This is a genomic window from Actinomadura verrucosospora (genome assembly GCF_039540335.1).
Lineage (GTDB): Bacteria > Actinomycetota > Actinomycetes > Streptosporangiales > Streptosporangiaceae > Spirillospora > Spirillospora verrucosospora.
On the sequence record NZ_BAABEV010000069.1, the window covers coordinates 1 to 13,702 of the forward strand.

15 protein-coding genes are annotated in these 13,702 nt (G+C 76.6%); 3 read left to right on the forward strand and 12 right to left on the reverse strand.

Translation table 11 applies throughout. The features are described from left to right. The 8 genes from ABD944_RS39990 to ABD944_RS40025 form a co-directional block, all read right to left on the reverse strand. The coding region (locus tag ABD944_RS39990; RefSeq protein ID WP_345186884.1) for a hypothetical protein at positions 1-290 on the reverse strand (290 nt) is incomplete at its 3' end. Continuing rightward, entirely contained in the window at positions 287-766 is a 480-nt protein-coding gene (locus ABD944_RS39995; protein ID WP_345186886.1) for a hypothetical protein, read from the reverse strand. The genes ABD944_RS39995 and ABD944_RS39990, both read right to left, overlap by 4 nt. Further along, positions 763-1,917, reverse strand: a complete 1,155-nt coding sequence (locus ABD944_RS40000; RefSeq protein ID WP_345186888.1) for a molybdopterin-dependent oxidoreductase — start codon at positions 1,915-1,917, stop codon at positions 763-765. Before ABD944_RS40000 ends, ABD944_RS39995 begins: the two co-directional genes overlap by 4 nt. Then, on the reverse strand, positions 1,914-2,546 hold the full coding sequence (locus ABD944_RS40005) for a class I SAM-dependent methyltransferase (protein ID WP_345186890.1): 633 nt from the start codon (positions 2,544-2,546) through the stop codon (positions 1,914-1,916). Before ABD944_RS40005 ends, ABD944_RS40000 begins: the two co-directional genes overlap by 4 nt. Continuing rightward, a complete protein-coding gene (locus tag ABD944_RS40010) occupies positions 2,543-3,232 on the reverse strand; it encodes a TIGR04282 family arsenosugar biosynthesis glycosyltransferase (protein WP_345186892.1) in 690 nt (229 codons plus the stop codon). Before ABD944_RS40010 ends, ABD944_RS40005 begins: the two co-directional genes overlap by 4 nt. Beyond that, positions 3,229-3,924 (reverse strand): glycosyltransferase family 2 protein, encoded by a 696-nt coding sequence (locus ABD944_RS40015; RefSeq protein ID WP_345186894.1) that lies wholly within the window; start codon positions 3,922-3,924, stop codon positions 3,229-3,231. Before ABD944_RS40015 ends, ABD944_RS40010 begins: the two co-directional genes overlap by 4 nt. A gap of 37 nt (positions 3,925-3,961) precedes the next feature. Then, positions 3,962-4,987 carry an NAD-dependent epimerase/dehydratase family protein gene (locus tag ABD944_RS40020; protein WP_345186896.1) on the reverse strand — a complete coding sequence of 342 codons (1,026 nt, stop codon included), beginning with the start codon at positions 4,985-4,987 and terminating at the stop codon, positions 3,962-3,964. A gap of 83 nt (positions 4,988-5,070) precedes the next feature. Then, entirely contained in the window at positions 5,071-6,129 is a 1,059-nt protein-coding gene (locus ABD944_RS40025) for an aminotransferase class V-fold PLP-dependent enzyme (RefSeq protein ID WP_345186898.1), read from the reverse strand. 84 nt (positions 6,130-6,213) lie between these two features. Here ABD944_RS40025 and ABD944_RS40030 point away from each other — a divergent pair, with 84 nt between their 5' ends. Then, positions 6,214-7,110, forward strand: coding sequence for a LysR family transcriptional regulator (locus tag ABD944_RS40030; protein ID WP_345186901.1), 897 nt, complete (start codon positions 6,214-6,216; stop codon positions 7,108-7,110). A 27-nt stretch (positions 7,111-7,137) separates the two neighbouring features. Here the strand turns inward: ABD944_RS40030 and ABD944_RS40035 are convergent, their stop codons facing one another. Next, complete coding sequence (locus ABD944_RS40035) at positions 7,138-7,914, reverse strand: IclR family transcriptional regulator (protein WP_345186904.1); 777 nt, start codon at positions 7,912-7,914, stop codon at positions 7,138-7,140. Positions 7,915-7,976: 62 nt separating this feature from the next. Between ABD944_RS40035 and ABD944_RS40040 the strand changes: the two genes are divergently transcribed. Then, positions 7,977-9,353, forward strand: a complete 1,377-nt coding sequence (locus ABD944_RS40040; protein ID WP_345186907.1) for a cytochrome P450 — start codon at positions 7,977-7,979, stop codon at positions 9,351-9,353. Positions 9,354-9,366: 13 nt separating this feature from the next. Here ABD944_RS40040 and ABD944_RS40045 read toward each other — a convergent pair whose 3' ends face one another. Together ABD944_RS40045 and ABD944_RS40050 are read right to left on the reverse strand one after the other, a co-directional pair. After that, positions 9,367-9,738, reverse strand: a complete 372-nt coding sequence (locus ABD944_RS40045) for a VOC family protein (RefSeq protein ID WP_345186909.1) — start codon at positions 9,736-9,738, stop codon at positions 9,367-9,369. A gap of 60 nt (positions 9,739-9,798) precedes the next feature. Continuing rightward, positions 9,799-10,803 (reverse strand): helix-turn-helix transcriptional regulator, encoded by a 1,005-nt coding sequence (locus ABD944_RS40050; protein WP_345186912.1) that lies wholly within the window; start codon positions 10,801-10,803, stop codon positions 9,799-9,801. A gap of 61 nt (positions 10,804-10,864) precedes the next feature. On the opposite strand from ABD944_RS40050, the gene ABD944_RS40055 reads away from it, so the two are divergent. Beyond that, positions 10,865-13,177, forward strand: coding sequence for an ATP-binding cassette domain-containing protein (locus ABD944_RS40055; RefSeq protein ID WP_345186914.1), 2,313 nt, complete (start codon positions 10,865-10,867; stop codon positions 13,175-13,177). On the opposite strand, the gene ABD944_RS40060 is transcribed toward ABD944_RS40055, so the two are convergent. Then, positions 13,174-13,644, reverse strand: a complete 471-nt coding sequence (locus ABD944_RS40060; protein ID WP_345186916.1) for a PPOX class F420-dependent oxidoreductase — start codon at positions 13,642-13,644, stop codon at positions 13,174-13,176. The two genes, ABD944_RS40055 and ABD944_RS40060, sit on opposite strands and share 4 nt — an antisense overlap. Positions 13,645-13,702: the final 58 nt, after the last annotated feature.

A 13,702-nucleotide genomic window follows, 5' to 3' on the forward strand; every position in this document is an offset into this window, starting at 1 on the left:
CCGGACGCCCCGGGCCGCGTGACCGCGACCGTGGGCAGCGCCGCCACCGCCAGGGCCGCGACGGCGGGGGCGGGCAGCAGCCGCCACGGCGGCGGCCACCCCCGCGCCCGCGCGTGCAGCGGAGGCAGCGGGTCCTCGGTGGCCAGGCCCGCGCGCCGCAGGTACCAGCCCACGGCGAACGTCGCCGCGATCCCGGCCGCCCACACCGCGACGGCCGCCCACCCCGGCCATCCGCGCCCCGCCGGCCTCTCGGCGGCCTCCGCCCGGCCGTGCGCCTCGGTGAGCGTCACCGCCGCCTCTCCTTCCGGGACGGTCGCGGGACGCGGGTCGCTCCGCCGCGCCCCGACGAGCGCCCGGCCCCGCGCCGGGCGGTGACCTCCCGGGCCGCGAGCACGCAGGCCGCCACCACGGCGATCGCGCCCAGCACGATCGCCAGGTTGCGGCCGTAGGGCAGCGGGAGGCGGGACGGCTCGTCGGCGCGGCGCCCGTAGCCCAGCACGACGGGGATCGCGACCACGGTGACGCAGCCGCCGATGACCAGCGCGGCGCGCACGACGCGCCGCCGGCCGGCGGGCACCAGGCCGGTGAGCGCCCCCGCGGCGAGCACCGCCGGGACCAGGACGGCGTCGTGCAGGACGGCCGCCCCGGCGAACCACTTCGCCCACGCGGCCAGGGGGACCTCGTCCACGATCCCGCGCAGCCCGACGGCGATGAGCGCCAGGCCCGCCGCGTACGCCGCCGCCTTCGACACGATCCGCGCGTTCACGACACCACCAGCCGGTGGACCCATTTGGTCTGCATGACCCCGGGCCGGTTCGGGGCGATGAGACGGCACGGGTGGCCGTGGTCGAGGGCGAGGGGGGCGCCGTTCATGCCGAGGGCCAGCAGCGTCAGCGGGTCGCGCCAGTGCGGCGGGGCGACCAGCGAGGTGCGGTAGAGGCCGTGCCGCTGCAGCGACTCCACCAGCACCTGCGCGTCGTCGGCGACGCCCGCCAGGCGCAGGACGTCGCGCAGCCGCACGCCCCGCCAGTCCGCCTCCACGCTCCAGCCCTCCACGCAGGAGATGGCCAGCCGCGCGGTGTGCTGCGGCAGCGCGCGCAGGTCGGCCAGGGACAGGGTGACCTCCCGCGCGACCCGGCCGGTGACGGTGAGGCGCCAGCGGGGGTCGCGGGCCTGGGCGGTGACGCCGGTCGCGGCGGCCGACTTGTTGACCGGGACGTCCTGCGGCCCGGTGCCGGGGCGGCGCGGCGCCAGCACCGCCAGTGGCGCCAGCGGGGTGACCGCCTCCCCCACCGTGGTGAGCGCGACGACGCCGCTCGCGCCGGCGACGGTGAGCAGGAAGCCGCGGCGCCCGACGCCGTCCTCGGGGCGGGTCATGACGGTGCGGCGCGTCTTGGCCCACTGGTCGGCGATGTGGATGACCAGCGCGCCGACGAGGATGTAGGCCGTCCAGTAGTGCGCGGTGGTGAAGTAGAACCGGAACGCGTACCAGTAGGCGACGTTCAGCACCCCGGTGACGAACTGGAACAGCGCCGCGCCGACCAGGACGAACACCAGCAGCCGCTGCGCGCCGTGGACGAGGGAGCGCACCGGCGGCCACTGCCACAGCCGCGGGTAGACCGTCCACAGCTTGGCCAGCAGCAGCGGGACGGTCGCCAGGCCGCCGATGACGTGCACGCCCTGGGTGACCCGGTACAGGTTCACCGGCCGCGACGGCCACAGCATCCACCCGGCGGGATGCTGCATGAAGTGGCTGACCAGCCCGGTCCCGAAGGAGACCAGGACGCTGACGCCGAGGGCGATGCCGAGCCAGGAGGCGACCCGCTCGTCGTGGAGGCGGCTGGTGAACCGTCCCGGGACGCCGCGCAGCACGGCGGCCGGCGCGGGCGGCCTGCGCCGTCCGGGCGCGGAACTCATGGGCGCCCCTCCCCGGTGCGCAGGGCGACGAACCACCGGTCCGCTTCCTGCCAGGACTCGGTCACGGTCGCGGCGCACAGGGCGGCCAGCCCGGCGACGGCGTCGGCGGACACGTGCGCCCAGGGGAACCATTCGCCGACCGAGCGGTCCGAGCGCAGCCGCAGCGGCTCGACCCGGGAGGCCGAGCCGGGCGGGCCGACCTCCGCCAGCACCCGGCCGCCGGGCGCCAGCAGCGCCAGGACGCGGCGCAGCAGCGCGGCGGGGTCGCCGCCGATGCCGATGTTGCCGTCGGCGAGCAGCACGGTGCGCCAGCGTCCGGCGCCGGGCACGCGGCCGAACACGTCGCGGCACAGGGCCGGGCCGCCCGCCGCGACGGTCAGCGCGACCGCGGAGGGGGCCAGGTCGATGCCCAGCACCGGCAGGCCGCGGCGGGCCAGCGCCACCGTCAGCCGGCCCGGTCCCGACCCGACGTCCAGGGTGGCGCCCTCGCAGCGGTCCAGGAGCCCGCCGTCGCCATCGCGCACGGCCAGCCAGTCGTGCAGCGGCAGCGGCCGGCGGCGCCCGTCGGCGTGCTCGATCTCCACCGGGGCGCGGCTTCGCAGCGCCTCCTCGTACAGTTCGCCGATCATGCCGGGACGGTCCGGTCCCCGAGGGCCCGCACGGCGGCGGCGAAGCGGCCGTCCGGCGCGGCCGCGGCGACCGCGGCGGCGTCGGCGGTCTGGTCGACGTCGGTGAGCTCGGGCAGCACCGCGGTCCGCAGGCCGGCGGCGCGCAGCCGCGCCAGCTGGACCGCGCCGGTGTCGGGGCGCGACATCGGGACGCCGCGCAGCAGCGCCGCCGCGGGGCGGCGCAGCCCGAGCAGCCAGAACCCGCCGTCGCGGGCGGGTCCGAACACCGCGTCGGCGCGGCCGAGCGCGCTTCGGGCGCGGTCGAGGAGTTCGGGGGTGACCTGCGGGGTGTCCATGCCGATCAGGACCATCGGACGGCCGGTGTGGGCGTCGGCGAAGGCGTGGGCGAGGCGCTCGTCCAGGCCGCCGCCGCGCTGGGCGATGACGGTGAAGCCGTCCGGCAGCCACGGCCCCGGGTCGCCGGCGAGCGCGAGGACCCGCCGGCCGGCGGGTGCGGCGGCGACGGCGGCGAGGGTGTCGCGCAGGGACGCCTCGGCGAGCGCGGCGGCCTCGGCGGGGGTGTAGGCGGGCGTGAGGCGGGTCTTGACCCGGCCCGGGACGGGCTCCTTGGCGATGACGATGAGGTCGGCGTCGCCGTGCGCGATTCCGCCGCGCCCGGTTCCGCCGGGCTCGGGTGCGGGGGTCATCGGGCTACCTCCGCCAGGACGCGGCGCATGTCGCGGACGGCGCGGACCGTCCCGCCGAGCGTCCCGGTCACCTTCGAGGCGCCGGTGCGGGGACGGTAGGGCACGTCGATCTCGGCGATGCGCCACCCGGCGCGGGCGGCGTGCAGCACCATCTCCAGGGGGTAGCCGAAGCGGCGGTCCCGCAGGCCGAGGGCCAGCAGGGCGTCGCGGCGGGCGGCGCGCATCGGCCCGAGGTCGCGCAGCCGGGTCCCGGCGCGCCGGTTCAGCGACCGGGCCAGCACGGCGTTGCCCAGGCGGGCGTGCGGCGGCCACGCGCCCGGCCCGGTCGGCCGCCGCCGCCCCAGCACCAGGCCCGGCGGCGGGGCAGGCGGCGAGGTGGCGTCGCCGCCGCCGGTTTCCAGGGCGCCGAGCGCGGCGACCAGCCGGGGCAGGTCGGCGGGGTCCAGCGAGGCGTCGGCGTCCATCACGCACACCACCTCGGTCTCGGCGGCGCGCAGTCCGGCGTGGCAGGCGGCGCCGAAGCCGCGCTGCGGCGCGGCCACGACGCGGGCGCCGCGGTCGGCGGCCACGCGCGCGGAGTCGTCGGTGGAGGCGTTGTCGACCACCAGGGCCCGGAACCCGTCGGGCATCCGGTCGAGGACCCAGGGCAACGCCTCGGCCTCGTTCAGGCACGGGAGAACCACATCGATCACAGCTCAGACGCTACTTTCGGTGATGGGGCGGCGACCCTTACGAACTGGTGACGTGCGTCCGGGCGAACTCGGCGACGCCCTCGGCGAACGGCACCCGCGGGCGGAAGCCGAGCTCGCGGCGGGCGCGGTCGGGCCGGGCGACGATGTGGCGGACGTCCCCGAGCCGGTAGTCCCCGGTGACGCGGGGGCGGGGGCCGCCGAACACGTCGGCGAGCGCGCCGGCCATGTCGCCGACGGTGCGGGGGTCGCCGCTGGCGATGTTGTAGGCGCGCAGGCCGCCGGGCTCGGGCGGGGCGGCCGCGGTGCGCTCCAGCGCCAGCACGCCGGCGCGGGCGACGTCGCGGACGTGGACGAAGTCGCGGCGCTGCGCGCCGTCCTCGAACACCAGCGGCGCCCGCCCGTCCATCAGCCGCGACCGGAAGATCGCCGCGACGCCGGCGTAGGGGGTGTCGCGCGGCATCCGCGGCCCGTAGACGTTGTGGTAGCGCAGCGCGGCGACGGAGCCGCCGGTCGCGCGCGCCCACGACGCGGACAGGTGCTCCTGGGCGAGCTTGGTGTCGGCGTAGGCGTTGCGGGGGCCGGGCGGGGTCTCCTCGCCGACGGCGCCGGGCGCGAGCGGCTTCCCGCACGCCGGGCACGGCGGCTCGAACCGTCCGGCGCGCAGGGCGTCCTCCGGGCGGGGCCCGGGGCGGACGGGGCCGTGGGCGGCGCAGGCGTAGGCGCCCTCCCCGTAGACGACCATCGAGGACGCCAGCACCAGGACGCCGACGCCGGCGCGGGCCATCTCGGCGAGCAGCACGGCGGTGCCCTGCACGTTGACGGAGGCGTAGTCGGGCAGGTCGGAGACGTCCACGCCGAGGCCGACCTTGGCGGCCTGGTGGCAGACGGCGTCGACGCCCCGCAGCCGCCGCGCGACCGCGGCGGCGTCGCGGACGTCGGCGGGCGGGTCGCCGAGCCCGTCAGGGCGGGTGTCGAGCCCGCGGACGCTGTGGCCGGCGGCGGTCAGGGCCTCGGCGATGTGCGAGCCGATGAAGCCCGCCGACCCGGTGAGCAGTACGTTCATGCGCACGAACGTAGGGCGCGGGACCCGGCCGGGGCGGCTCGGACGGGCCGGTCAAGGCACCTTGTTCGAACCTTGTAAGAACTTCACCCGGCGGCGGGCACGAGCGGGGCGAGCAGTCCGACGGCTTTGTCGACGTCGGCCTCGGTGGTGCTGAGATGGAACGCGCAGCGCAGCCGCCCGGCCCGCACGGAGGCGATGACGCCGTTGCGGCGCAGCAGGTCGGCGGCGCCGTCGGGGACGGGCACCGACACGATCGCCGAGTCGCCCGGCGGGAGGCCGAGGCCGGCGGCGAACCGGCGCGCCAGCGCGACGTCGTGGTCGTGGATCGCCGGGATGCCGACCTGCTCCAGCAGTTCCAGGGCGGGGGCGTGCCCGGCCCAGCACTGCCACGCCGGGGACAGGTCCAGGCGGCGGGCGCCGCCGGCCAGGCGCAGCGGCAGCCCGTAGATGGAGTCCCAGACGTCGGCGCCGGCGTACCAGCCGGCGCCGATGGCGGGCAGGGCGTCCAGGGCGTCGCGGGCGCCGGCCAGGAAGCAGGTCCCGCGCGGGCCGAGCAGCCACTTGTACCCGCCGGCGACCAGCCAGTCGACGCGGTCGGCGGGCAGCGGCAGCCATCCGGCGGCCTGGGTGGCGTCCAGCAGGACGCGGGCGCCGTGCGCGCGGGCGGCGCCGATGATTTCGTCCATGGGGGCGATGCGGCCGTCGGCGGACTGCACCGCCGACACCGCGACCAGGGCGGTGCCCGCGCCGACGTGCTCGGCGATCCGCTCCAGCGGGACCGACCGGACGCTCAGGTCGGGGCGGGCGGCGAACGGGAACAGCAGCGAGGTGAAGTCGCCGTCGGCGACCAGGACCTCGGCGCCGGCGGGCAGCGACGCCGCGACCAGACCGGTGAAGTAGGACACCTGCGGGCCGCACGCGACCCGGTCCGCCGGGACGCCCAGGAGCCGCGCGAACGCCTCCCGGGAGCGCGTGACCGCCTCGTCCAGCGCGCCGGGGTCCAGCACCCCGGACGCCCGGTCGCGTTCGGCGGCGAGCATCGCCTCGTGCGCGGCGCGCGGCGGCAGCCCGTAGGTGGCGGTGTTGAGGAAGGCGACGCCGGCGCCGAACTCGCGCCGCGCCTGCGGCAGGGAAAGGGTCATGTCCCGATCGTGGGGCACCGCCGGGCCATAGCACAAAGTACGGTTTCCTTGGCGTCCCATCAGTGGCGTTGATACCTTGCGGCGATGCTGGACCTGCATCGCGGCCGGATCCTGCGCGAGGTGGCGCGGCTCGGGTCGATGACCGCCGCCGCCCGCTCCCTGGCCTACACCCAGCCCGCGGTGTCGCACCACATCGCGCGCCTGGAGGCCGAGGTCGGCACCCCGCTGGTGGTGCGGCACGGCCGGGGCGTGCGGCTGACCGAGGCGGGCCGGGTCCTGGTCGAGCACGTCGAGGACGTGCTGGCCCGCATGGGCGACGCCGAGGAGCGGATCGCCGCGATCGCCGGGCTGCGCGCCGGCCGGGTGCGGGCCGCGGTGTTCCCCACGGCGGCGGGCGGGCTGATGCCCGACGCCCTGGTCCGGCTGCGCGCCCGCGCGCCGGGAGTGTCGGTGACCCTGGTGGACGCCGAGCCGCCCGAGGCGCTGGCGCTGCTGCGCGCCGGGGAGGCCGACGTCGCGGTGGTGTTCCGGCACGCGTCCGTGCCGCCCGAGACCGACGCGCGGTTCCGGGAGGTCGTGCTGTGCGAGGACCCGCTGCGGCTGCTGGTCCCGGCGGCGCATCCGCTGGCGTCGGCGGAGCGGCCGCGGCTGGAGGACCTGGCCGGGGAGACGTGGGCGTCGGGCTGCGCGCGGTGCCGCGACCATCTGCGGTGGGCGTGCGCGCGCGCCGGGTTCACCCCCGACATCGCCTTCGCCACCGAGGACCACGTCGCGGTCCAGCGGCTGGTCGCGCGGGGCCTGGCCGTGACGACGCTGCCGGCGCTGGCGCTCGCCCTGCACACCGAGCCGGGCGTGGCGCTGCCCGACGTGCGCGGCGTCGGGAGTCGCCGCGTCAGCGCGGTCGTCGCCGCGGGCCCGCGGCCGCCCGCGGTGGCGGCGCTGCTGGACGAGCTGGCCGCCGCCTCCGGCGCGACGGGCTAGGGGGCAGCGGTCAGGACGGGTGGGCGGTCAGGACAGATGGCGGTGCAGGTCGGTGAGGCGGCTCGCGGCGGCCTTCACCGCTTCGGCCAGGGCGGGCATCCGGTCGTCGCCGAACCGCACCGAGGGGCCCTGCAGCGCGACGGCGGCGAACACGCGCCCGCCGCCGTCGCGGACCGGCGCGGCCACGGCGCGGACGCCGGCCAGCCGCTCCTCGTCGTTGACGGAGTAGCCGCGTTCGCGGACGCCCCGCAGGTCGGCCTCCAGCTCGGCGCGCGTGGTGAGGGTGGCGGAGGTGTGGCGGGCGTAGGGCTCCTCCATCGCGACGGGGGCGCCGTCGAAGGCCAGCAGCGCCTTGCCCGTCGCGCACGCGTGGATCGGGTCGCGGTCGCCGGGCGGCTGGTCGTAGCGCAGCGGATGGACCGACGGCAGGTGCAGCAGCACCGCGACCTCGTCGCCGGCCCGCACGCCGAGGCTGACCGCCTCGCCCGTCCCGTCGCGCAGCGCGGTCAGCTCGGGCTGCAGCAGGGTCGAGCCCATCCGCTCCAGCGCCAGGCGGCCGAGGATGGCGGTGGTGGGGCCGAGGAAGTACCGCTCGGTCGCGGGGTCCTGCGCGAGCATCCCGGTGGCGTGCAGGGCGCCCACGATGCGGTGCGCGGTGCTGACCGACAGGCCGAGGCGGTGCGCGATCTCGGTGGGGGTCTGCCGGGCGGCGTCCTCGAAGGACCGCAGCACCGCCACGGAGCGGTCCACCGTCTGCGTGCCCGGCCTGGGCTGGGGCGTCCCTTCCGCGCGGTCGTCCGTCACGGGTCCCATCCTCCCACCGCGCCCGGCGCCGGGACGGCGGGGGGCGTGCGATAGTGGGGCGCGTGGCACCCGACACCCCGGTACGCGCGCCCCGTCCCCCCAAGGCCCGCACGGCGGGCGGGAGGGCGCGGAGCCCCTCGCCGTCGCTGACGGTCCGGCACGGGATCGGGTTCACGAGGAACCCGTGCGCGAGCCTGCTGCGCCTGTACGCCGAGGCGGGCCCGGTCGCCGTCGTCGGGACGCGCCGGATGCCGTTCGTGCACCTGTTCGGCCCCGACGCCAACGCGTTCGTGTTCGCCAACTCCGGCCTGTTCCGCTGGCGGGAGGCGTTCGACCTGCTGGTGCCGGTGAACGGGGAGACCTCGCTGATCGTCAGCGACGGCGCCGACCACCGGCGGCGGCGCAGGCTCGTGCAGCCGGCCTTCCACCACCGGCGCGTCGCCGGGTACGTGGCGCGGATGGCGGCCAACACCGACGCGGCGCTGGAGTCCTGGCGCCCCGGCCGGACGCTGGACGCCTACGCCGAGCTGCGCGCGGTGATCCGCCGCAGCACGGTGGAGGTGCTGTTCGGCGACCGGCTCGCCGCCGACAGCGAGGTGATCGGGCGGCGCCTGCAGGTCGCGCTCGCGGCCGTCGACCGCAACTTCGTGCTGCAGATGGTGCTGCGGTCGGTGCCCAACCCCTACATGCGGCGCGTCGCGGAGTCGCGGGCGCTGGTCGCCCGGCGGGTGGACGAGGAGATCGAGCGGCGGCTGCGCGAGGGCGGCGAGTACGACGACGTGCTGGGCATGCTGCTGTCCTCGCGCGACGAGGACGGCGCGGGCCTGACCCGCCAGGAGCTCCAGGACCAGGTCATCAGCCTGATCTCGGCCGGGTACGACACCACCAGCGCGGCGATGGCGTGGGCGGTGCACGCGCTGCTGGCCCATCCGCGGGCCGAGGAGCGGGCGCGGCGGGAGGTGGCCGAGGTGGTCGGCGACCGGCCGGTCGAGGCCGCCGACCTGCCCGCGCTGGAGTACCTGGACGGGGTGGTGAACGAGACGCTGCGGCTGTTCCCGCCCGCCGTGCTCAGCGCCCGCGTCCCGGTCGAGGACTTCTCCTACGGCGGGCACCGGGTCCCGGCGGGGGCGATGGTGTTCTACTCGCCGTTCGTCACCCACCGGATGCCGGAGGTGTGGCCGCAGGCGGGGCGGTTCCTGCCCGAGCGATGGGACCGGTCCTCGGAGCTGTACCGCCCCACCACCCCCGCGACGTACCTTCCGTTCGGCGGCGGCCCGCACCGCTGCATCGGCTCGACGCTGGCGACGGTGGAGATCAAGACGATGCTGGCGTGCCTGCTGCGCCGCACGCGGCTGTCCCTGGTCTCCCCCGCCGCCACGCCGACGAGCGTGACCGCGATGCGCCCGCGCGGCGGCGTGCCGGTGCGGGTGCTCGGCTAGTCCGGGTCTCCGGCTAGTTCTGGCGCAGGCAGACGCAGAAGGGGTGCCCGGCCGGGTCGGTCAGGACGCGCCAGCGGTCGCCGCCGGGCTGGAAGTCGGGCCTGGCCCCGCCGAGGCCGGTGACGGTCTCCTCGGCCTTGTCCAGGTCGTCGACGTAGAAGTCGAGGTGGAACTGCTGGGGCCGCTCCCCCTCGGGCCAGGTGGGCGGCCGGTGCCCGGCGACGCCCTGGAAGTAGACGTCCATGCCGTTGGGCAGCTTGACGGCGGCGGCCTCGGGGGTGTCGTAGGTGATCTCGCCTCCGGTCACCGCGGCGTAGAACGCGGCGAGGGCGGGCGGCTCCGGGCAGTCGAGGCTGACGGCGACGAACTCCGCGATACCGGGCATCTATCGGCTCCTTCGTGATCGGTGTGCCCTCAGACTCCCAGGGGAAGCTGACATCTTCTGTCAGGTACAGCGATCATTCCGAGGCGAAGCCGCCGGGCCGGTGAGGCGCCCCGGCCCGGCGGCGCGGGCCAGGCGCTCGGCCATGGCCGCCACGCGGTCGCGCAGCTCGGCCGGTTCGCGGATCTCGAAGTCGATGTCGAGGTAGGCGATGCGCAGCGCCGTCCACTCCAGCGAGTCGGCGGAGGTGCGCAGCACGCAGGTGCGGTCGTCGACCGGCTCGATCTCGTTCTCGGCCACGCGGAACCGGTCGGCCAGTTCCCGCGCGGACGCGCGCACGAGCAGCACCGCCCGCGTCGCCGGATCCGATCCCGCCAAGAAGCGGGTGACGAACTCGCCCGTGTCGGCGGCGGGCAGCTCGCGCGGCGTGACGCGCACGCCGGTCGGCAGCGGGGAGGACGCGCGGTCGACGCGGAAGACCCGCCAGTCGTCGCGGACGGTGTCGAACGCGACCAGGTACCAGCGCCGTCCCGCCGACACCAGGCCGTGCGGCTCGACCAGGCGCCGGGTCTCCCGCCCGTCGGCGCCGCGGTAGGCGAAGCGGACGCGCTCGTGGTCGCGGCACGCCGCGGCCAGCACCGTCAGGGTCTCGGGGGCCGCGACCGGCCCGGCGGGCGGGGAGCCCAGGGTGGTGGTGGCGGCGTGCAGGGCGGTGACGCGGCGCCGCAGCCGCGCGGGCAGGACCTGTTCGAGCTTGGCCAGGGCGCGCACGGACGCCTCGGCGATGCCCTCGACCGCTCCCCCGGTGGCGGCGCGCAGCCCGACGGCGATCGCGACGGCCTCCTCGTCGTCCAGCAGCAGCGGCGGCATCGCGGCCCCGGCCTCCAGGACGTAGCCGCCGGCCGCGCCGAGCGTGGCGTGCACGGGGTACCCGAGGCCGCGCAGCCGCTCGATGTCGCGGCGGACGGTGCGGGGGCTGACGGACAGGCGCTCGCACAGCTCCGGGCCGCTCCACTCGCGGCGGGTCTGCAGCAGCGACAGCAGCCGCAGCAGGCGTTCGGACGACATGACCCCAGTATGCGGCGAATGCGGTCAGAATCTGGCCTCTTTGCCTCCTAGCGTTCCGGTCATGAACGGGGACCACATCGTCATCGCCGGCGCCAGGAACAACAACCTCAAGGACGTCTCGCTGCGCATCCCCAAGAACCGGCTCGTGGTGTTCACCGGGGTGTCGGGCTCGGGCAAGTCGTCGATCGTGTTCGGGACGGTCGCGGCGGAGTCGCAGCGGCAGCTGAACGAGACGCTCAGCTGGTTCGCCCGCGACCGGATGCCCCGCCGCGAGCGGCCCGACGCCGACGTCATCGACCGCCTCGCGCCGGCGGTCGTGGTCGACCAGCGGCCGATCGGCGGCAACGCCCGCTCCACGGTCGGCACCATCACCGACATCTCCCCCGTCCTGCGCGTCCTGTTCTCCCGGCACGGCACGCCGAGCGCCGGCGAGGCCGCCGCCTACTCCTTCAACGACCCGCGCGGCATGTGCCCCGAATGCGACGGCCTCGGGCACGTCGCGCGGGTCGACCTGGACCGGTTCCTGGACACCGGGCGGTCGCTGAACGAGGGCGCCGTCGACTTCCCGCCGTTCGGCGTGGGGACGTTCGTGTGGCAGCTCTACGCCGAGTCGGGCCTGTTCGACCCCGACAAGCCGCTGCGGGACTTCACCCCCGAGGAGTGGGACCTGCTCCTGCACGGCAAGGGGTTCCGGGTGCCGCGCCGCAACCGGACCGGGTCGATGGGCCACAACGCCTACGAGGGCATGATCGAGCGGTTCCAGCGCCTCTACCTCAAGCGGGACCTGGCGTCCCTGCCGCCCAAGGTGCGCGACGCGGCCCGCCGCGTGGTGCGCGAGCAGACCTGCCCGGCCTGCGGCGGAGCGCGGCTCAACGCGGCGGCGCTGGCCTCGCGCGTCGGCGGCCGCACCATCGCCGAGATGTCGCGGATGGAGGTCGGGGACCTGGTCGCCGCGCTCGGCGAGATCACCGACCCGGTCGCCGCGCGGGTCGCCGGGGAGGCCGCAGCGCGGCTGCGGCGGCTGACCGACATCGGCCTGTCCTACCTGTCCCTGGACCGGCCGACCCGCACGCTGTCGGGCGGGGAGGCGCAGCGGCTCAAGGTCGTCCGGCACCTGGGGTCCAGCCTGACCGGGATGACCTACATCTTCGACGAGCCGAGCGCGGGCCTGCACCCGCGCGACGTCGACCGGCTGAACGCGCTGCTGCTGCGGCTGCGCGACAAGGGCAACACCGTGCTGGTGGTCGAGCACGACCCGGCGGTGATCGCCGTCGCCGACCACGTGGTCGACATGGGGCCCGGTGCGGGCGTGCACGGCGGCGAGGTCGTGTTCACCGGCACGGTCGCGGGGCTGCGCGCGGCCGCGACCCCGACCGGGCGGGCGCTGGGCCGCGCGGTGCGGGTGAAGGACGCGTTCCGGGAGCCGGGCGGATGGCTGGAGGTGACCGGCGCCCGCACCCACAACCTCAAGGACGTGACGGTGCGGTTCCCCGCCGACGTGCTCACGGCGGTCACCGGCGTGGCCGGTTCGGGCAAGAGCACCCTGGTCATGGACGAGTTCGCCGCGCGGCACCCCGGCGCCGTCGTGGTGGACCAGTCGGCGATCGCGGCGTCCCGCCGGTCCAGCCCCGCCACGTTCGTCGGCGTGATGGACCCGCTGCGCCGCCTGTTCGCGCGGGCGAGCGGCGCCGACGCGGCGCTGTTCAGCCACAACTCCAAGGGCGCGTGCCCCGAGTGCGACGGCAACGGCGTCATCGTCACCGACCTGGCGTTCATGGACCCGGTCACCACCACGTGCCGGGCGTGCCGGGGCGGCCGGTACCGCCCCGAGGTCCTCGCGCACACGCTGCGCGGCCGCACGATCGTGGACGTCCTGGCGATGACCGCCGAGGAGGCACTGCCGTTCTTCACCGGGGACGCCGCCGGAGACGCCGACCCGTCCGAACGCGCGATCGCCGCGCGGCTGCGCGCTCTCAACGAGGTGGGGCTCGGCTACATGACGCTCGGGCGGCCGCTGGGGTCGCTGTCGGGCGGCGAGCGCCAGCGCATCAAGCTGGCGACCCGGCTGCACCGCCCCGGGACGGTCTACGTGCTGGACGAGCCCACGACGGGCCTGCACATGTCCGATGTCGGGGCGCTGCTGGGACTGCTGGACCGGCTGGTGGACGGCGGCGGGACCGTCATCGTCGTCGAGCACGACCTCCAGGTGGTCGCGCACGCCGACTGGGTGGTCGACCTCGGGCCCGGCGGGGGCCGGCACGGCGGCGAGGTCGTGTTCGCCGGCACCCCCGCCGCGCTGCTGGAGGAGCCGTCCTCGGTCACGGCGGAGTTCCTGCGCCGCGGCCTGCCCGGGCGGGCCGCGGCGCGCCGCTAGTTGTCGGGGACCAGGCGGGCCGGGAAGCCGCCGGTCGCGATCGGCCCCCACCGCTCGATGGTGACGCGGATCAGGGACTTGTCCTGGCGGCGCATCGCCTCCCGGTACTCGTCCCAGTCGGGGTGCTCCCCGGCGATGCAGCGGTAGTAGTCGACGAGCGCGTCGGCGGCCTCGGGCATGTCGATGACCTCGGCGGTGCCGTCGACCTGCACGTAGGGGCCGTTGAAGTCGTCGGACAGCACGCACACCGACACGCGCGGGTCGCGGCGGGCGTTGCGGGCCTTGGCCCGCTCGGGATAGGTGGACACGACGATGCGGCCCTGGTCGTCGACGCCGCACGTCACCGGCGACATCTGGGGCCGGCCGTCGGCGCGGGCGGTGGACAGCAGCGCGTGGTGGCGGGGACGCAGGAACTCCAGCAGTTCGGAGCGGTCGACGCGGTTCGCGGTGGCGATCGAAGGAGCCATGCCCGCAACTCTAGGAAGCGGGCGCCGATGAGTTCGCGACCGCCCCGCCGTCTTCGCG

Bases quoted from the DNA above. Each gene is read 5' to 3' on its own strand.
- ABD944_RS40055 (WP_345186914.1), top strand. From the start codon at position 10,865: ATGAACGGGGACCACATCGTCATCGCCGGCGCCAGGAACAACAACCTC.
- ABD944_RS40010 (WP_345186892.1), bottom strand. From the start codon at position 3,232: ATGACCCCCGCACCCGAGCCCGGCGGAACCGGGCGCGGCGGAATCGCG.
- ABD944_RS40045 (WP_345186909.1), bottom strand. From the start codon at position 9,738: ATGCCCGGTATCGCGGAGTTCGTCGCCGTCAGCCTCGACTGCCCGGAG.
- ABD944_RS40000 (WP_345186888.1), bottom strand. From the start codon at position 1,917: ATGAGTTCCGCGCCCGGACGGCGCAGGCCGCCCGCGCCGGCCGCCGTG.
- ABD944_RS40005 (WP_345186890.1), bottom strand. From the start codon at position 2,546: ATGATCGGCGAACTGTACGAGGAGGCGCTGCGAAGCCGCGCCCCGGTG.
- ABD944_RS40050 (WP_345186912.1), bottom strand. From the start codon at position 10,803: ATGTCGTCCGAACGCCTGCTGCGGCTGCTGTCGCTGCTGCAGACCCGC.
- ABD944_RS40025 (WP_345186898.1), bottom strand. From the start codon at position 6,129: ATGACCCTTTCCCTGCCGCAGGCGCGGCGCGAGTTCGGCGCCGGCGTC.
- ABD944_RS40060 (WP_345186916.1), bottom strand. From the start codon at position 13,644: ATGGCTCCTTCGATCGCCACCGCGAACCGCGTCGACCGCTCCGAACTG.
- ABD944_RS40020 (WP_345186896.1), bottom strand. From the start codon at position 4,987: ATGAACGTACTGCTCACCGGGTCGGCGGGCTTCATCGGCTCGCACATC.
- ABD944_RS40030 (WP_345186901.1), top strand. From the start codon at position 6,214: ATGCTGGACCTGCATCGCGGCCGGATCCTGCGCGAGGTGGCGCGGCTC.